We start from the raw sequence: 18022 nt of genomic DNA, 5'->3' as shown, positions 1-18022 counted from the left end.
CTCGCAACGGGTCCCGCTTACCGCCTACGGCTTGCGGGCGACCAGCCCCCACTGGTCGACCAGCACCGGGTCGTCCTCCTCGGGGCGCCACAGCGCGATCGACAGGAAGCCGGGGTCGATGATCTCCAGGCCCTCGGCGCAGCCGGTGATCTCCTCCGGCTCCCGGACCAGGTACGGCGGGTTCTCGCCGGAGTCGTACGCCTCCTGCGCGGCCAGCGTCTGCGGCGTCTTCACCGTGTCGCAGAGCACCAGGTAGCTCCCCGACGGCATCCGGGCCATGTACTGCTGGACGACCTTGATGCCGTCGGCCGGGGTCAGGTGCCCCAGCGTCGAGAGCAGCAGCACGGCGACCGGCTCGGACAGGTCGAGCGTCTTCGCCGCCTCGTCCACCACCGTGTCCGTCGCGGAGAGATCGGCGTCCACGTAGGCCGTACGGCCCTCCGGGGCGCTGGTCAGCAGGGCCTGGGCGTGGGCGAGGACGATGGGGTCGTTGTCCACGTAGACGATCCGCGCGTCGGGCGTGATGCCCTGGGCCACCTCGTGGGTGCTGTTCGCCACCGGCAGGCCGGTGCCCACGTCCAGGAACTGGCGGATGCCCAGCGAGGCGAGGTGCCGGATCGCGCGGGCCTGGAACGCACGGGAGGCGCGGGCGATGTCGACCATCTGCGGGTAGGCCGCGCTCACCGCGTCGGCGAGTTCGCGGTCCACGGGGTAGTTGTCCTTGCCGCCCAGCCAGGCGTTCCACACCCTCGCCGAGTGCGGGACATCGGAGCGGATCCTGCGGCGGAACTCAACGTCGTCGACGCTCATGTCTCTCCTCTACTCACTCTCCGTGCAAGGCCGTTGACCGCATAACCGCCGGTGAGAGCCTTGAGCTGACCGTACATCGCCATTCGGGTTCCCGCTGGACCGCCTCCCGCTCAGACCAGGTCCGGGTCCAGTCCGGTCAGCCGCGCCGACTCCTCCCACAGCGCCCGCGCCATGTCCGTGTCCCGCGCCCGGGCGGACCTGCGGGCCTCGGCCGGGGCTCCCCGGGTCTCGCCCAGGTGCCGGGGCCCGTAGTAGGAGCCGCCGGGCGCGTCCGGCAGGGTCGCCGCGTACAGCGTGGGCAGCGCGCCGGCGGAGGCGGGCTGGGTGTACAGGCGCGAGGCCCTCTCCAGCTTCGCCGCCCAGTTGCGGCCGGCCAGCCGCGGACCGGCCTGCCCCAGTTCCGTCGCGGCGAGGCCGGGGTGGGCGGCCAGGGCGAGCAGGTCCCGGCCGGAGGCCCGGGCGCGCCGGTCGAGTTCCGCGGTGAAGAGCAGGTTGGCGAGCTTGGACTGCGCGTAGGCGCCCCACTTGCTGTACCCGCGACCGGCGTTGAGGTCATCGAGGTCGATGCGGCCGATCCGGTGGCCCAGGGAGGAGAGGGTCACCACCCGGGCCGGTCCCGCCGCACCGAGCAACGGCAGCAGCCGGAGGGTCAGCGCGAAGTGGCCGAGGTGGTTGGTGCCGAACTGCATCTCGAAGCCGTCCGCCGTCCGCAGGAGCGGCAGGGCCATCACCCCGGCGTTGTTCACGAGCAGATCGAGACGGCCGTCCACCTCCTTCGCGATCGTGTCGGCCGCCTCGGCGACGGAAGCCAGGTCCGCCAGGTCCAGGCGGACGAGCCGGATGTCGGAGCGCGGTGCGGCGCGGCGGACGGCGTCCAGTGCGCGCCGCCCCCGCTCGGCGTCGCGGCAGGCGAGGACGGTACGGGCGCCGGAGCGGGCGAGGGCGAGCGCGGTGACTGCCCCGATGCCGCTGTTGGCGCCGGTGACCACGGCGGTCCTGCCGGAGAGGTCGGGCATGTCGTGGAGATTCCAGGAGTGCATGCCGCACACCTCCCCGGCAGGGGCGGTGTCACACGCCGGTCAGCCGAACTGGCCCACCTTGTAGTCGCCCGCGGGCTGCTGGACGATGACGTTCAGCCGGTTGAAGGCGTTGATGAGGGAGATCAGGGAGACCAGGGCGATGAGCTGGTCCTCGTCGTAGTGCCCGGCGGCCCGCGCCCAGACCTCGTCCGGGACCCCGCCGGCCGCGTCCGCGATGCGGGTCCCCTGCTCCGTCAGCTCCAGGGCCGCGCGCTCGGCGTCGGTGAAGACGGTGGCCTCCCGCCACACCGCGATCAGGTTGAGGCGCAGGGACGTCTCACCGGCGGCCTCGGCCTCCTTTGTGTGCATGTCGGTGCAGAACCCGCAGCCGTTGATCTGACTGGCACGGATCTTCACCAGCTCCTGCGTCGTGGTGGACAGCCCCGTGGCCGAGACCGCCTGACCCGCCGCCGTCAGGTGCTTCAGGATCTTGGCCGTGGTCGGGCTGCCGAGGACGTTCAATCGGGCGTTCATCTTTTCGGCTCCTTCGCCGTTGTCGTTCGCTGCACCCCTGGGACGGATGGGCTCGCCCGGATGTGACATGCGGCCTGTCACACCGGTACCGGCCGGTGCCGGGTCACCCGTGCGGGCCGCCCGGGAGGCCGGGCACCGGCGGCGCGCCAAGAATCGGAAGGTGCCGCGCCGAGGGAACGACAACGCCGCAGTGGAACGGATGGTCCGTACCGTCATCCGCCGACGGAAGAGGTCCCTGCGCGAGCAGGACGTCACGGTCACCGATCCGCCGAAGGTGCGCCGGGCCGTCACGGCGGCCGCCCTCGGCAACACGATGGAATGGTTCGACTTCGGCGTCTACGCCTACCTGGCCGGAACGCTCGGCAAGGTGTTCTTCCCCTCCAGCTCGCCGGGCGCCCAGGTGGTCTCCACCTTCGCGACGTTCGCCGCGGCCTTCCTGGTGCGCCCGCTCGGCGGACTGGTCTTCGGGCCGCTGGGCGACCGCGTGGGGCGGCAGAAGGTCCTGGCGCTCACCATGATCATGATGGCGGCCAGTACGTTCGCCGTCGGCTTCCTCCCCACGTACGCGGCGGTCGGCTTCGCCGCCCCTCTCCTGCTGCTGGTCTGCCGCCTGGTGCAGGGCTTCTCGACCGGCGGGGAGTACGCGGGCGCCACCACGTACATCGCCGAGTACGCCCCCGACAAGCGGCGCGGCTTCCTCGGCAGCTGGCTCGACTTCGGCACGTTCGTCGGCTACTCGCTCGGCTCCGGCCTGGTCACCGTGCTCACCGCCGTGCTCGGCACCGACGGGATGACCGACTGGGGCTGGCGCATCCCGTTCTTCGTCGCGGGCCCGATGGGCCTCATCGGGCTCTACATGCGGCTCAAGCTGGAGGAGACTCCGGCGTTCCAGCGCGAGGAGGAGGCCCAGGCGCAGGCGCGTACGGAGAACGATCCGGTGGAGGAGGCGCGCCAGTCCGGGAAGGGGCGGCTCAAGGAGATCTTCACCCGGCACTGGCAGGCCGTCCTCATCTGCATGGGCCTGGTGCTGCTCTACAACGTCACCAACTACATGATCACGTCCTATCTGCCGACCTACATGTCCCAGACGCTCGGCGAGCCGGAGACCACGTCCCAGCTGCTGGTCCTCGGCACGATGCTCCTGGTGGTGCTGACCATCACGACGGTCGGCCGCTCCTCGGACCGCTGGGGCCGCAGACCGGTGTTCATGGCGGGCAGCGTGGCCCTGATCGTGCTGGCCTCGCCCGCGTTCCTGCTGATCCGGCAGGGCGGGATCCTGCTGCCCGCCCTCGGCTGCGCGGTGCTGGGGCTGCTCCTGGTCTGCTTCGCGGGTACGGCGGCCTCGACGCTGCCCGCCCTGTTCCCGACCCGGTTGCGGTACGGGGCGCTGTCGATCGCCTTCAACATCTCCGTCTCGCTCTTCGGCGGCACCACACCCCTGTTCGCCTCCGGGCTGGTGGAGGCCACCGGCAACGAGATGGTGCCCGCGTACTACCTGATGGTGGCCGGGGTGATCGGTCTGGTGGCCACCTTCTTCCTCCACGAGACGGCCGGACGGCCGCTGCGCGGCTCGGGGCCGATGGTGGAGACGCCCGAGCAGGCCCGGCAGCTCGTGGCGCGGAGCCGGACGACCGCGGGACGCCAGGCGCGGGACGTCTGGCTGCGGGTGCGCCATCTGTGGCGGGGGACGGAGAGGTAGAGCCCCGCTCGCCGGACAGGGGTCCGGCGCGTCGGGTCAGGCCTCGACCGACGTGGGCCGGAACCAGGCCGGCCCCTCCGTCAGTGCCTGCTTGATCCGGAAGAGGGCGAACTCGGCGAGCGGCGGCAGCCCGTCCAGGGGGAACCAGCCCACCTCCAGCGACTCGTCGTCGTTGACCCGGGCCTCGCCGCCGGTCGCCCGGCAGCGGAAGGTGATGTCGAGGTACTGGCAGCGGTCGCCGTTGGCGTACTGCACGGGCTGCAGCGCCTGGGCGAGGACCAGCCGCTCGGCCACGCACTGCACCCCGGTCTCCTCCAGCACCTCGCGCTCCGCCGTCAGCGCGGGCTCCTCGCCCGGCTCCGAGATGCCGCCGACGACCGACCACTTCCCGGTGTCCGCGCGCCGTCCCAGCAGCACCCGGCCCTCGTCGTCGAAGACGACGGCGGTCACCCCGGGCAGCAGCAGGAGCTGGTTGCCGGCGGTCGCGCGGATGGTGCGGATGAAGTCGGGAGTCGCCATGGATCCGAGCCTACGTGGCCGGTTCGGGACTACTTCGCGGTGCCCCGCTCCCTCCGTGCCCGTGCCGCCGACAGACCCGCCCAGCCCAGGCCGGCCGCGGCCAGCAGGGCGATCAGGGCCTCCGGCAGCGGGCCCATCCGGGTGGCGGGGGTGAGCGAGGAGCGCAGCGGGACCTCGGCGACCAGGGCGTCGGGGGTGAACATGCCGCTCCGGTCGGCGATCGTGCCATCGGGCCGGATGACCGCGCTGACCCCGCTGGTGACGGGTACGACGACGGCCCGCCCGTGCTCGACGGCCCGGACCTGGGACATCGCGAGCTGCTGGTAGGTCATCTCGCTGCGCCCGAAGGTCGCGTTGTTGCTGGGCACGGCGATCATCTGGCCGCCGTGGAGGACGGTGTCGCGGGCGGCGTCGTCGAAGGCGGCCTCGTAACAGGTCACCATCCCCACCTTCGTACCGGCGAGGTCGAAGACGCCGACCTCGGTGCCGGGGACGAACTCGCGCTGCACCCGGTCGACGTCCTCGCTGAAGAAGCGGGCGACCGTCCGCATCGGCATGTACTCGCCGAACGGCTGGATGTGCCGCTTGTCGTAGGTGTCGACGGGGCCCTTGTCCGGGTCCCACTCGATCAGGGTGTTGCGGAGGCTGTCCGAGCCCTTCTCGACCACCGAGCCGACGACGGTGGGGACACCGATCGCCCTGACCGCGTCGTCGATGACCTGGCGGGCGTCGGCGTTGAGGTAGGGGTCGAGGTCGGAGGAGTTCTCCGGCCAGAGGACGAAGTCCGGCTGCTTCGCCTTGCCGGTCTCGACCTCCTCCGCGAGCTGGATGGTGCGCTTGGCGTGGTTGTCGAGGACGGCACGGCGCTGGGCGTTGAAGTCGAGGCCGAGGCGGGGCACGTTGCCCTGGATCGCGGCGACGGTGACGGTGCCGTCCTCGGCGGAGTCGTCGACCAGCGGGAGCGCGGCGAGCGCGGCCACCACGGGTACGAGGACGCAGGCGGCCGCTCCGGCGACCGCCGCGCGGGGCACCTCCCCGGTGGTGCGGTACGTACGGAACCGGCGCACGGCCTCGTAGAGCCCGAAGCCGCACAGCACGACGGCGAAGGAGAGCAGCGGGGTGCCGCCGAGCGCGGCGAGCGGCAGGAACGCGCTCTCCGCCTGGCCGAAGGCGATCTTGCCCCAGGGGAAGCCGCCGAACGGGATACGGGCGCGGACCGCCTCGTCCAGGGTCCAGACCGCGGCCCCCCAGAGCGGCCAGTACGCGAGCCGGGTCACGGCGGCGATCCCGAGGCAGCCCACCGCGATGAAGAGCGCCTCGGCGGCGGCGAGGGCGAGCCACGGCACCGGGCCGACGTCCTCGCCGGTCCAGTGCAGCAGCGGGAGCGTGAAGCCGAGCCCGGCGAGAAGGCCGAGGCCGAAGGCGGCGCGCGGCCTGCGCCCGTGCAGGACCCAGCCGAGCAGGGCGAAGCCGGGCAGGACGAGCCACCAGAGCGGCCGGGGCGGGAAGCTCGCGTAGAGCAGCACCCCGGACAGGGCGGCGGCGGCCGGACGCAGGAGCCGCGGGAGCAGTCCGGCGGTCGGGGGCGTCGGCGCGGGCGGCGGGTCGTCGACGGGGGTCATAGTGGCGCTCACCTGGCGGAGTCTACGGTGGGCGGCTGTGCGCGGGGCGCAGGGCCGGGACCTGGGCCGTCGGGGGGGGCTCCGGTGCCTCCGTACGTTCAGTCCCGGTGCCGGGACCGTCGGCGTCTCCGGTGCCCTCCGTGCGTTCGGTCCCGGCCCCGGGCCCGTCGGTGGTTTCCGGTGCCTCCGTGCTTCAGCCCCGGCCCCGGGCCCGTTCGGCGGCGGCCAGGTGCATGCGTTCGCGGATGAACCGTACGGCGCTCTCCGCGTCGTCCACCGTCACGGTGAAGGTGCGGCCGTCACCGAGCAGCAGGGCCATGCCCTCGCCCTTACGCACGACGACGGCGGTTCCCTGTTCGGGGCGCCAGCGGTAGCCCCAGCCGCCCCACTGGCGCGGGTTGACCTTGGGGACGTACTCGGCGCCGACCACATGGGTGATCAGGATCCTGCGGCGCGGCAGCCCGGCGTGGCCGCAGCGGACCTCCAGGGCGTCCCCGTCGACCTTCACGGCCACATGGACGAAGGCGAGCGTCCCGAAGAGGATGAGCAGTCCGACGGCGAGGCAGCCGATGACGGACATCAGCAGCGGGGCGATCCCGGAGGACCAGGGCGAGACGACGGCGAGCTCGATGCCCAGAGCCACGCAGCCCGCGCCCGTGAGGGCCAAAAGCCACTGGATGCGGTTGGTCGCGCGGCCGGTCCAGACGGTGGACGGTGCCTGCGACGAGCCGTGCGCTCTCTCGGGGTGGTCCGTCATGTTCGCAGCGTACCCACGTTCGGCCCGCCCGGCCCGGGGCCGCGGGGTCAGCGGGCGGGGGCTGCGGCCTGGAGGGCGCGGCCCTCCGCGTAGGCCAGGGCGGGCTCCGGCAGGGTGCCGGGGCGTCCGCCGAGCAGGACGGTGAACGTGCCGGACGGTTCGGCCGTCGGAGCGGCTTCGGCACCGATCCGGCGCAGCGCCTGGGCGGCCACGGCCCCGGCGGATCCGTGCAGGACCAGCGGCGGGAGGCCGGGCTGCTGGACGGCGGCGCGGATACGGCCGGCGACCAGCTCGTAGTGGGTGCAGCCGAGCACCACGGCCCGTACGCCCGGCGGAGTGAGGGCGGCCGCCGTGGCGACGGCGCGGTCGATGCCGGACTCGTCGCCGTGCTCGATGGCGTCGGCGAGTCCGGGGCACGGGACCTCGGTGACCTCGACGGAGCCGGCGAATTCCGCGATCAGTCCGCGCTGGTAGGGGCTGCCGGTGGTGGCCGGGGTGGCCCAGATGGCGACGGGGCCGCCGCCTGCCGCCGCCGGCTTGATGGCGGGGACGGTGCCGATGACCGGCAGCGCGGGCTCCAGCGCGGCGCGGAGCGCGGGCAGGGCGTGGACGGAGGCGGTGTTGCACGCGACGATCAGCGCGTCGGGCCGGTGGGCGGCGGCGGCGCGGGCCACCGCCAGCGCGCGGGCGGTGACGTCCTCGGGGGTGCGCGGGCCCCAGGGCATCGAGCCGGGGTCGGAGGAGACCACCAGGTCGGCGTCGGGCCGCAGTCGGCGAACGGCGGCCGCTGCCGCCAGCAGGCCGATTCCGGAGTCCATGAGCGCGATCTTCACCCGGTCACCCTAGCCGACAGCCCTTGCGGCCCGGCCTCGGTGGGGCAGACTGCGGCGAATGAGCGCCGTTGCCTGGATCGCCATGGGTTCGCTGATCGCGTGGGTGTGGCTCCTGCTGGGGCAGGGGTTCTACTGGCGGACCGACCAGCGGCTGCCCCGGCGCACCGAACCGGTGCGCTGGCCGTCGGTGGCGGTGGTCGTGCCGGCCCGCGACGAGGCGGAGATGCTGCCGGTGAGCCTGCCGTCGCTGCTGGTCCAGGACTATCCGGGGGACGCCCGGATCATCCTCGTCGACGACTGCTCCAGCGACGGCACCGGGGAGCTTGCCCGGGAGCTGGCCGACCGGTTCGGCGGCCTCGCGCTGACCGTGGTGACGCCCGGGGAGCCGGAGCCCGGCTGGACGGGCAAGCTCTGGGCCGTACGGCACGGCATCGCGCTGGCCCGGCGCCACAAGCCGGACTTCCTGCTGCTGACGGACGCCGACATCGCGCACGAGCCGGACAGCCTGCGGGATCTGGTGGCCGCGGCCGGGACCGAGGGTCCGGACGGCTTCGATCTGGTGTCGCAGATGGCGCGGCTGCGGGTGGAGAGCTTCTGGGAGCGTCTGGTGGTGCCCGCGTTCGTCTACTTCTTCGGGCAGCTCTATCCGTTCCGCCGGGTGAACCGGGCCCGGTCACGGACGGCGGCCGCGGCGGGCGGCTGTGTGCTGCTGCGGACGGCGGCCGCCGAGCGGGCGCGGATCCCGGAGTCGATCCGGCAGGCGGTGATCGACGACGTGTCGCTGGCACGGGAGGTGCGGCGCGGCGGTGGCCGGATCTGGCTGGGGCTCGCGGAGCGGGTGGACAGCGTCCGGCCGTATCCGCGGCTGGGCGATCTGTGGCGGATGGTGGCGCGCAGCGCGTACGCGCAGTTGCGGCACAACCCACTGCTGCTGGCGGGGACGGTCCCGGGACTGCTGCTCGTCTACGTGGCACCGCCCGCGACCCTGGTGGCGGGCGTGCTGACGGGCGACGGGGCGGCGGCCTGGGCGGGCGGCGCCGCCTGGGCGGTGATGACGGCGACGTATCTGCCGATGCTGTCCTACTACCAGCAGTCGGTGTGGCTCGGGCCCCTGCTGCCGTTCACGGCGGTGCTGTACCTGCTGATGACGGTGGACTCGGCCGTGCAGCACCACCGGGGGCGGGGGGCCGCCTGGAAGGGCCGCACCTACGCCCGGCCGGAGGCCGCCCCCGACCGGTGACGCCGCGCGGCAGCGGGCATCGGGTCCGGCCGGGCGGCGCGGCGCTGCGGGTCAGGTGCGGCTCACTTGCGGCCGGGGTCCAGTTCATGCCCCAGCCGTAGGCGGCGTCGATGGTGCGCTGCGGGCTGACGCCGCGGTCCGGCACGAGGTAGCGGGCCTCGCGCTGCACGGTGAGGTCGCCGCCGTTGTTGGTGATCAGTGCGAGCGCGCAGACCGTGGAGGGCACGGTGCATTCGTCGAGGGAGAAGTCGATCGCGGCGCCGTTCTGCGGCTGGAGGGTGACCGTGGCATGGAGATCGGCGAAACTCCGGGCGCCTTCATAGATGGTGACGAAGATCAGTACGCGGCGGAGCAGGTCCTTGCGGTCGAGGTTGACGGTCATGTTCTCACCGCTGGAGAGCGATCCTGTGCGGTCGTCGCCGTCGAGATGGATATAGGGCGGCTGACTCAGAGAACCGAACGCGCTTCCGAGTGACTGCACAACTCCCTTGCTTCCGTCGGTGAGTTCGTACAGCGCGCAGAGATCGAGATCGAGGTCTCCGTGCATCGCGACGGCCCGGCCGAGTTTCGCACCCCAGCCCTTGAACTGCTTGCGCACTTCCCAGTTGAGATTGACGCGGAGCGAGCCGGAGGTGCCGCCCTGCTTGGCGAGGGAGACGGACGGCGCGGCCTTCGTCAGCGTGATCTTGGTCAGCCGTACCGGTTGCGGGGGTGCCGGGGCGGGCGACGCGCGAGGCGCCACCGGGGCGGGCGGCGCGACAGGGGCCACCGGGGCGGGCGGGGAGGAATGGACGGCCGCGGCCGGGGCCGGGGCGGGAGCCGACTGCGGCTCGTCGACGGAGATGCCGAAGTCCGTCGCCAGGCCCTCCAGCCCGGTGCTGTACCCCTGCCCGACCGCACGGAACTTCCAGGCGCCCTGGCGCAGATACAGCTCACCGAGGATGAACGCGGTCTCGACCGTGGCGTCGGTGGAGTCGAAGCGGGCCAGCTCGGCGCCGCCGGCCGCGTCCACGATCCGTACGTACAGACCGCTCACCCGGCCGAAAGTGCCGCCGTCCGCCGAGGCCGCGACGACGATGCGGTCGATCGCCGGCTCGACCTTCCCGAAGTCGACGGTGAGGGTGTCGGTGACACCGTCACCCGCCGTCCGCTTGCCCTCGTGACGGACGGCCCCGGAGGCGTGGGCCGACTGGTTGTAGAAAACGAAGTCGGCGTCGCTGCGGACCTTTCCCGACACCAGGAGGAGCGCGGAGCCGTCGACATCGGGGGTGCCGGCGGCGGCCCGCCACCCCAATTCGACGCGCACGGTGCCCGCAGCCACCGGAACGTTGGTTCCTTTTTGCATGATCATGCTCGCCCCCATCACGAGTCCGGCCGCCCGCAGGCTTTTCCCCACAACCTAATCCCCGGCCCCGGCGCGGTGTCCCGCACCCGCGCGGAGACGTCCCGGCGATCTGCCGGTAACACCCCGTGAACTCGGCCTTTACACGATCAGTGGACGTCGGTGCGCCCTTTTTTGCCAAGTTCGCTCGCATTGGGGATCGCGGTTCACTCACATCGCGGAAAACAACCCTCTTATCGGGCTCCCCAACCAGCACATCGTGGGCTTAACTTAGGTGCCATGACCTCCCCTCGCTCCGCCTTCGGCGGCGGCTACTACGCCGCGTCGTTCCCCGACACCCCGATCTACGACTCCCTGGTCGCGGAGCGGGGCACCCCGCAGATCGCACCGATCCGCGTCCCCGCCGCCTACGACACGTCCAGCAGCTATCTGCCGGCCCTGCCGTCGGCGCTGCCGGCCCTCCCCGCGGCCCCCTCGCACCACACCGGCTCCTACGGCTACCCGCAGCAGCAGCCGATGCCGCAGTACCAGCAGGCTCCCGTGCAGCACGCGCCGATGCACCCCGCCGGGCTGCAGAACGCCCCGGCGCCGTACATCCCGCAGCAGCCCTCGGCGGTCCGCGGCTATCCGCAGCAGCCCCAGCCGCAGCGCCCCGCACCCGGCACCGGGTACGAGTCGATGCGCCCGGCCTCGCCGCGGCCCGCACCGGCCCCGTCGCCGTACGAGGACCCGTACAACCGGCCGTACCAGGGCCGGGGGTACTGACCGGTCCCTCGGAGGCTCCGTACAGCGGCATGAGCCGGGGTACGGACCGGGCCGCGGTCACACACGTGTGCGGCGATCGTGCGGAAAATCGTGCGTACGTGTGCAGGGGTGGCTGGCAGGATGGGCACATGGCTTCTCCTGTCCTCCGGTCCGTCCACGTGTATCCGGTCAAATCGCTGGGAGCCCACACATCGGGCGAGGTTGGCGTCGAGCCATGGGGACTCGACGGCGACCGCCGCTGGATGGTGGTCGACAAGGCGGCCAGGGCGATCACGCAACGTCAGCAGCCGTTTCTGGCGCGGATCTCCGCGGTGCTGCTGGCCGGTGGCGGGGTCGCCCTGGCCGCACCGGGCCATCCGCCGCTGCGGGTGGACGTGCCGGGGCCGGAGCGCATGATCGGCGTGGAACTGCACCGGGACACCGTGACGGTGGCGGAGGCGGCGGCCGAGGCGCACCTCTGGTTCAGCGAGGTCCTCGGTTCGGAGACCCGGCTCGTCCATCTCGACGATCCGGCGCGCCGCAGACCCGTCGACCCGGCGTTCGCGCGCCCCGGGGACACGGTCTCCTTCGCCGACGGCTACCCGCTGCTGCTGACCACCACGGCTTCGCTCGACGCCCTCAACGACCTGATCGCGGCGGGCGACCGGCCGCACGAGGGACCGTTGCCGATGGACCGCTTCCGGCCGAACGTCGTGGTCGGCTCCACCGAGGCGTGGGCCGAGGACGGCTGGCGGCGGATCGCCATCGGCGATGTGCCCTTCTCCGTGGTGAAGCCCTGCGGCCGCTGCGTGATCACCACCACCGACCAGCGGACCGCGGAGCGCGGCAGGGAGCCGCTGCTCACCCTGGCCCGCCACCGCCGGACCGGCAATCAGCTGCTCTTCGGCCAGAATCTGATTCCGGACGGGACCGGAGTGATCCGGGCCGGGGACCCCGTCACGATCCTCGACTGAGAAGACGCAAGAACGCGGGGAAACCGGGGGAAACGGGGGGACATGGGAGTCGGAGTCCCGCTGTGGCGCGCCACCGACCGCCGCGAGGCATGGGTGACGCTCGGCGCGCTGCTGCTCCTGGTGCTGGGGGCACCGGCAGCCGGGTGGGCGGGCGGCGCGCTCGCCGAGGACCGGCTCCAGCGGTCGGTACAGGCCCAGCACGAGGAGCGCCAAGCCACCACCGCGGTCGTGGTGGAGCGAGTGCCGGGGACGCGACGGTTCGCCGGTGACCCGGACGCCGGCGCGGAGCGCGTCCCGGTGGTGGCGACCTGGTCGGCCCCGGACGGCACCCCGCGCACCGGAGAGGTCACCACGGCACCGGGGGCCGGGGAGCCCGGTTCGCCGGTGCGGATCTGGACGGACGGCGCGGGCCTGCCCGTACCGCCGCCGATGGCGCCGGGCGCGGCCCGCACGCACGCGGTGCTCGGCGGCGTCGGTGCGTTCCTGCTCGCCGCCGGGGCCGTGGAGGCGGGCAGGCGTCTGGCCGTCGCGGGCCTGGTGCGACGGCGGTACGCGCTCCTGGACCAGGAGTGGGCGGCGGCGGGCCCGGACTGGGGCGGGGCCGGAACGGGCGGCTGACACCGGGCGGACGCGACGGGGGCGGACGCCCCCGTACACCGCATCCGGAACGGCGGAGAGCACCCTGTCCCCCGCACCCCGGCGGCGGTGCCCGCCCCGGGACCGGCAACATCACCCCGGCACCCCGAGTCGTCAACTGCCGCCCCTCGCGCGCGCTACGGTGGTCCGACCGCGTCCTCCTTTTCTCGACAGGCGGGCGGACGGACCCGAGGCATCGCACAGCACGAGGTGGGGGCAGAGCAACTCCATGGCACAGGGCACGGTCCAGGTGACGCACACCGGAACATCGCGATGGCGCCGCCGCACGGGCGAGTACGCCTCCCTCTCCGCGGCCCTGGAAGCGGCGGCCGACGGTGACGTCCTCACCGTCGCGCCCGGGACCTACCGGGAGAACCTCGTCCTCCACCGCGCGGTGACCCTGCGCGGCCCCGAGGGCTCGGTCGGCTCCGTGCGGATCGCGCCGGCCGACGGCGTACCGCTGACGGTGCGCGCCTCCGCCATCGTCCAGGATCTGCACATCGAAGGGCAGGACTCCGCCGCCCCGGCCCTGCTGGTGGAGGACGGCACCCCCGAGTTCGCGGACCTGCGGATCGTGACGCGGTCCGCCGCCGGCATCGAGGTACGGGGAGCGGCCCGGCCCACCGTGCGGCGCTGCACCGTCGACAATCCGGCCGGGGTCGGCATCGCCGTCCTGGACGGTGCGGGCGGGGTCTTCGAGGAGTGCGAGATCGTCTCGGCCGGCCAGTCCGGCGTCTCGGTCCGCGACGGCGGCCACCCCCGCCTCGACCGCTGCCGCATCCACCACGCCTCCGGCGCGGGCATCGCCGTCACCGGCGAGGGCAGCGGTCTTGAGGCGATCGGCTGCGAGGTGTACGAGATCAAGGGCAGCGGCGTCCAGGTCACCGCCCGCGCCACCGCGCACCTCACCGACTGCACGGTGCACCGCACTTCGGGCGACGGGGTCACGCTGGACACCGACGCGGTGCTGACGCTTGCCGACTGCGACATCCACGACATCCCGGAGAACGCGATCGACCTGCGGTCGCGTTCGGTGCTCACGCTGACCCGCTCCACGGTCCGCCGCTTCGGCCGCAACGGGCTCTCCGTCTGGGACCCGGGCACCCGCGTGGACGCCAACCAGTGCGAGATCCACGACAGTACGGGCGACTACCCGGCGGTCTGGGTCAGTGACGGGGCGACCGTGATACTGGACGCCTGCCGGGTCCACGACGTGCCGGACGCCCTCTTCGTCCTCGACCGCGGCTCCCGCGCCGACGTGGTGGACAGCGACCTCTCCCAGATCCGCAACACCGCCGTCTCCGTGAGCGACGGCGCCACCGCCCAGCTGGACGACTGCCGGATCCGGGAGGCCTCCACCGGCGCCTGGTTCCGCGACCACGGCAGCGGCGGCACACTGAACAACTGCACCATCGACGCGGCCCAGACCGGCGTCATCGTCACCAAGGGCGCCGACCCCGTCATCGAGCGGTGCACGGTCACCAACCCCGCCGAGGCCGGGTTCTACGTCTCCGCCGAGGGCCGGGGCACCTTCGACAGCTGCCGGGTGACGGGCAGCGAGGGGTACGGCTTCCACATCATGGAGGGGTGCCGCACCGCGCTGACCCGCTGCCGAACCGAGCGATGCGCGCGGGGCGGTTACGAGTTCCCCGAGGGCGGCACCGGACAGGGCGAGGGCTCCGTGGCCAACGGCCCGGCGGTCACGGACTGCACGAGTGACGAGAGCGGTCTGCGTACGGCGCCGGCTCCGGCCCCCGCCGTGCTCACGGCCACCCGGTCGACCCCCGGCCTGCTCAACACGATGCCCGGCCAGCGGCCCGCGGAACCCGATCCGGTGGCCCCGGCCGCCGAGCCCGCCCGGGACTCCTCGGCGGTCCTCGGTGAACTGGACGCGCTGGTGGGCCTGGAGAGCGTCAAGCGCGAGGTGCGGGCGCTCACCGACATGATCGAGGTCGGCCGCCGCCGCCAGGAGGCCGGGCTCAAGGCCGCCTCCGTCCGCCGCCACCTCGTCTTCACCGGCTCCCCCGGGACGGGCAAGACCACGGTCGCCCGGCTGTACGGCGAGATCCTGGCCTCGCTCGGGGTGCTGGAGCGCGGCCACCTGGTCGAGGTCTCCCGGGTGGACCTGGTCGGGGAGCACATCGGCTCGACGGCGATCCGGACCCAGGAGGCGTTCGACCGGGCGCGCGGCGGGGTGCTCTTCGTGGACGAGGCGTACGCCCTCTCCCCCGAGGACTCCGGCCGCGACTTCGGCCGGGAGGCCATCGACACGCTGGTGAAGCTGATGGAGGACCACCGGGACGCGGTGGTGGTGATCGTCGCCGGGTACACCCACGAGATGGAGCGGTTCCTCACCGTCAACCCCGGTGTGGCCTCCCGGTTCTCGCGGACCATCACCTTCAGCGACTACCTCCCCGAGGAGCTGCTGCGGATCGTCGAACAGCAGGCCGAGGAGCACGAGTACAGCCTCGCGGACGGGACCGGGGAGGCGCTGCTGAAGTACTTCACCGCGCTCCCCAAGGGCCCCGCCTTCGGCAACGGCCGCACCGCCCGGCAGACCTTCGAGTCGATGGTGGAGCGGCACGCGGGCCGGGTCGCCCAGCTCGCCGAGACGAGCACTGACGACCTGACCCTGCTCTACCCGGAGGATCTCCCCGAGCTCTTCTGACCCTTCTGGAGCGTCTCCCCGCCCTCCCCCTGCCGGGGCAGCCGCGGGCCGAGCTCTTCGAGGAGTGCGGCCCGCTCCTTCGCGAAGACCGGGTCGGCCTGGTAGTCGGAGTGGCCGAGGATCGGTTCGGGCAGTGGGAGCGCGGTGGTGCGCCCGTACGCCTGCGGGTCCTTCAGCGGCCCCCGGTCGACGCCGGCGTCGGGGCCGGTGCTCAGCCGGACGGGCCCGCCGATCGGGTCGGTGGCCCGGTAGAGGTTGCGCCAGCAGTGCACCGAGCGGTGCAGCCCGAGGAGTGGTACGGCCCCGAAGTAGGAAGGGAACCAGCGCCCGTACAGCCGCTCGACCGGGGAGCCGTAGGTGAGGAGCCCGACCCGGTGGCGGGCGGCGTCGGGGAGCTGCCACACGGCGGCCGCCGCGAGGACGCTGCCCTGCGAGTGGCCCGAGATGATGAGCCGGCCCCGGGTGGTCGCCGTCCAGGCGGACATCCGCGACGCCAGGTCGGGGACGGCGCGCTCGGCGTAGCAGGGGGGCGCGAAGGGGTGGGCGGCGCGCGGCCAGAAGGTGCCCACGTCCCAGAGGATGCCGATGGTGCGGCGGGCGGAGGCGTCCCGGTAGGCGCGGCGGCCGCCCGCGACGAACAGTATGAAGCCGAAGCCGATCAGCCAGGAGCCGGTCGACTGGGCGGCCTCGGCGAGCGATTCGACGGGCGCCGCGGCCCCGTCCGTCGCGAGGCCGGGCACCTCACCGCTGGTCCAGGAGCCCACGACGGCCGCCGTGCCGAGGAGCAGGGTCGCGGCGGAGACCACGCCGACGATCCAGGGGGCCGAGTCGGTGAGGGCGGCCGTGGCGCGGATACGGGCGATGCGCCGGGTGCGGCCGGGGTCGGGCGGCTCGGGCGCGTACTCCGCCTCGATGTCCGGACCCATGCGGCGGGCCCGGCGCGCGGTGCGGACGACCAGGAACACGACCGGGACGAGCAGCAGGAGCAGGAGCACCGGGATGACGGAGGCCTGCCAGCTGAGCAGGACGGGCGGGCCCTCGATGACGGAGCCGCGCCCCATGCCCGGGGTGCCGGGGCCGTCCAGCCAGTCGGCGACCCGCTGGGCCACCCCGCCGGTCATCACGCCGCCCAGGGCGCAGGCGAGCATGGCGACGGACGGGCCGCCGAGGCCGTACAGCGTGGTGCGGGGTTCGGGGGCGCGCCGGTAGAGGCTGCGGGCGACCAGGGCCATGATCACGACGAGGAGGCCCTGCCCCAGGGCGAGGAGCCGGAAGGCGGTCTCGCCGGCCAGGCTGCCGGTGGAGGTCCACTCCGGGCGGGACCACCCCGCGTGCAGGACGGCGAGGGCGAGCAGGACGAGCGCCGAGCCGGGCAGGTACGTGATGAGGGCACCGTCGACGCGGGTGTCCCGGACACTCTCGCTGCGGCCCCGTCGGCAGACGACCCAGACCGTCACCCCGGCGCAGAGCACGATGGCCACTTCGATGACCGCGCCGAACACCTGCGGGACCGAACTGCCGGCGGTCCGGTCATGGCGGGAGGCGGCGGCGATGACGGCCGCGGCGACGGTGAGGAAGCCGGCGGCGGTGTGGGCGGCGCGGAGCCGGGACACCAGTCGGCGGCCGTACCAGAAGCCGGGCCTGCTGAGCGCGGGCGGGACCGGGCGCGCGGACTCCGGGTCGTCCGCGATGTCCGGCGCGCCGGGCCCGTGGACCTCCTCCGTCCCGTCGGGGTCGCACGCGTCGGCGGCCGTGGCGTCCAGGGGGCTCTGGGACTCGTAGGCGCTCCAGGTTCGGTTGGACAGGTACCACAGGAGCCCCACCAGGGCGGCGGGCACGACGGCGGCGAGCCCGAGGCGCCGTCCGGGCTGCGACCACCAGCCGCCCTGATGGCTTGACAGGAAGCCGAGCCAGGAACGGCGTTCCGAGCAGTCGGGGGTGCCCGCGCACTGCCAGGCCACCAGGTCCAGGGCGACCTCGCAGGCGGCCGCGGTGAGCAGCACGGTCAGGCTGAGCGCGACGAGCCGCACCAGCACGCCGTACAGCCGGACCGCGCGGGTGCGGCCTGCGGCGGTGGGGCGCATCCAGTGGGCGAGGTTGACGACCATGAACGGCAGGAGCAGCAGCCACAGGGCGCGGGAGCCGTTACCGGAGGTGAGCCCCGACCAGCAGTACGCCTCGGCGACCGGCTCGTCCCGGTACCGCTCGGGGTGCTTCTCGCCGTGGGCGTCCTCGGTGCGCCGGTACACGGCGGCGGTCGCGTCCCCGGTGACCCGGACGGTACGGGGATCGCCGAGCATCTCCTGCGGGGTGGCGCCTCCGACGCCGTGGACCAGCAGTTCCAGCGCCGCCCCGGTGTTCTGCGGGGGTCGCGGCGGGGGCGGGATGGCAGGAGCCAAGGGAAGACTCTCTCTCGGGCGCGCCGGCCGCACGGGCCGGCGGAGACGTGACAGGGGTCGGGCAGCGGGGAATCGGGGATGAGGCGGGGGCGGGGAGCCGTCGGCTCCGGCCCGTGGCCCGGCCCCAGAATCCCGGACCCGGGGAGCGTGCGTGAGCGGTCTCACGGAATCTCCCCAGGTGGTACGCCGGACATACCTGCGTGGCAGGATGAGCCCGAGTCGCAGG

At 73.4% G+C, this 18022-nt stretch carries 15 protein-coding genes; 6 read left to right on the top strand and 9 right to left on the bottom strand.

The features are described from left to right. Nucleotides 1-24 precede the first annotated feature (24 nt). From ACK8N7_RS34085 to ACK8N7_RS34075, 3 genes are all read right to left on the bottom strand, one after another. Entirely contained in the window at nt 25-810 is a 786-nt protein-coding gene (locus ACK8N7_RS34085; protein WP_500444927.1) for an SAM-dependent methyltransferase, read from the bottom strand. 110 nt (nt 811-920) lie between these two features. Continuing rightward, nucleotides 921-1850 carry an oxidoreductase gene (locus tag ACK8N7_RS34080; protein ID WP_500444926.1) on the bottom strand — a complete coding sequence of 310 codons (930 nt, stop codon included), beginning with the start codon at nt 1848-1850 and terminating at the stop codon, nt 921-923. 39 nt (nt 1851-1889) lie between these two features. After that, entirely contained in the window at nt 1890-2363 is a 474-nt protein-coding gene (locus ACK8N7_RS34075; protein WP_403214075.1) for a carboxymuconolactone decarboxylase family protein, read from the bottom strand. 199 nt (nt 2364-2562) lie between these two features. Here ACK8N7_RS34075 and proP point away from each other — a divergent pair, with 199 nt between their 5' ends. Beyond that, on the top strand, nt 2563-4062 hold the full coding sequence (gene proP / locus ACK8N7_RS34070) for a glycine betaine/L-proline transporter ProP (RefSeq protein ID WP_500445906.1): 1500 nt from the start codon (nt 2563-2565) through the stop codon (nt 4060-4062). A gap of 36 nt (nt 4063-4098) precedes the next feature. Here proP and ACK8N7_RS34065 read toward each other — a convergent pair whose 3' ends face one another. From ACK8N7_RS34065 to ACK8N7_RS34050, 4 genes are all read right to left on the bottom strand, one after another. Further along, nucleotides 4099-4581, bottom strand: a complete 483-nt coding sequence (locus tag ACK8N7_RS34065) for an NUDIX hydrolase (protein WP_403214073.1) — start codon at nt 4579-4581, stop codon at nt 4099-4101. Between the two features lie 29 nt (nt 4582-4610). Further along, nucleotides 4611-6203, bottom strand: coding sequence for an apolipoprotein N-acyltransferase (lnt, locus tag ACK8N7_RS34060; protein WP_500445904.1), 1593 nt, complete (start codon nt 6201-6203; stop codon nt 4611-4613). Nucleotides 6204-6396: 193 nt separating this feature from the next. Next, a complete protein-coding gene (locus ACK8N7_RS34055; protein ID WP_358369232.1) occupies nt 6397-6960 on the bottom strand; it encodes a hypothetical protein in 564 nt (187 codons plus the stop codon). 47 nt (nt 6961-7007) lie between these two features. Next, on the bottom strand, nt 7008-7793 hold the full coding sequence (locus tag ACK8N7_RS34050) for a glutamate racemase (protein ID WP_403214071.1): 786 nt from the start codon (nt 7791-7793) through the stop codon (nt 7008-7010). A 58-nt stretch (nt 7794-7851) separates the two neighbouring features. On the opposite strand from ACK8N7_RS34050, the gene ACK8N7_RS34045 reads away from it, so the two are divergent. Next, nucleotides 7852-9033 (top strand): glycosyltransferase, encoded by a 1182-nt coding sequence (locus ACK8N7_RS34045; RefSeq protein WP_403214069.1) that lies wholly within the window; start codon nt 7852-7854, stop codon nt 9031-9033. Here ACK8N7_RS34045 and ACK8N7_RS34040 read toward each other — a convergent pair. Further along, entirely contained in the window at nt 8915-10396 is a 1482-nt protein-coding gene (locus ACK8N7_RS34040) for a TerD family protein (RefSeq protein WP_500445902.1), read from the bottom strand. The genes ACK8N7_RS34045 and ACK8N7_RS34040 overlap by 119 nt on opposite strands. Before the next feature lie 258 nt (nt 10397-10654). Between ACK8N7_RS34040 and ACK8N7_RS34035 the strand changes: the two genes are divergently transcribed. From ACK8N7_RS34035 to ACK8N7_RS34020, 4 genes are all read left to right on the top strand, one after another. Continuing rightward, complete coding sequence (locus ACK8N7_RS34035; protein WP_015606949.1) at nt 10655-11140, top strand: DUF6643 family protein; 486 nt, start codon at nt 10655-10657, stop codon at nt 11138-11140. Between the two features lie 128 nt (nt 11141-11268). Beyond that, nucleotides 11269-12093 carry an MOSC domain-containing protein gene (locus ACK8N7_RS34030; protein WP_403214067.1) on the top strand — a complete coding sequence of 275 codons (825 nt, stop codon included), beginning with the start codon at nt 11269-11271 and terminating at the stop codon, nt 12091-12093. A 42-nt stretch (nt 12094-12135) separates the two neighbouring features. Next, nucleotides 12136-12711 carry an Rv1733c family protein gene (locus ACK8N7_RS34025; protein WP_500444922.1) on the top strand — a complete coding sequence of 192 codons (576 nt, stop codon included), beginning with the start codon at nt 12136-12138 and terminating at the stop codon, nt 12709-12711. Nucleotides 12712-12958: 247 nt separating this feature from the next. Further along, nucleotides 12959-15397 (top strand): right-handed parallel beta-helix repeat-containing protein, encoded by a 2439-nt coding sequence (locus ACK8N7_RS34020; RefSeq protein ID WP_403214063.1) that lies wholly within the window; start codon nt 12959-12961, stop codon nt 15395-15397. Here ACK8N7_RS34020 and ACK8N7_RS34015 read toward each other — a convergent pair. Then, the gene (locus ACK8N7_RS34015; protein WP_500444920.1) at nt 15367-17796 is read right to left on the bottom strand and encodes a hypothetical protein; all 2430 of its coding nucleotides are present in this window, start codon (nt 17794-17796) and stop codon (nt 15367-15369) included. The genes ACK8N7_RS34020 and ACK8N7_RS34015 overlap by 31 nt on opposite strands. Nucleotides 17797-18022: the final 226 nt, after the last annotated feature.

Source organism: Streptomyces griseobrunneus (genome assembly GCF_046713465.1).
Classification (GTDB): Bacteria; Actinomycetota; Actinomycetes; order Streptomycetales; family Streptomycetaceae; genus Streptomyces; species Streptomyces microflavus.
The sequence above is the reverse complement of the archived record's forward strand: the minus strand, read 5'-3'. Positions and strand labels throughout refer to the sequence as shown.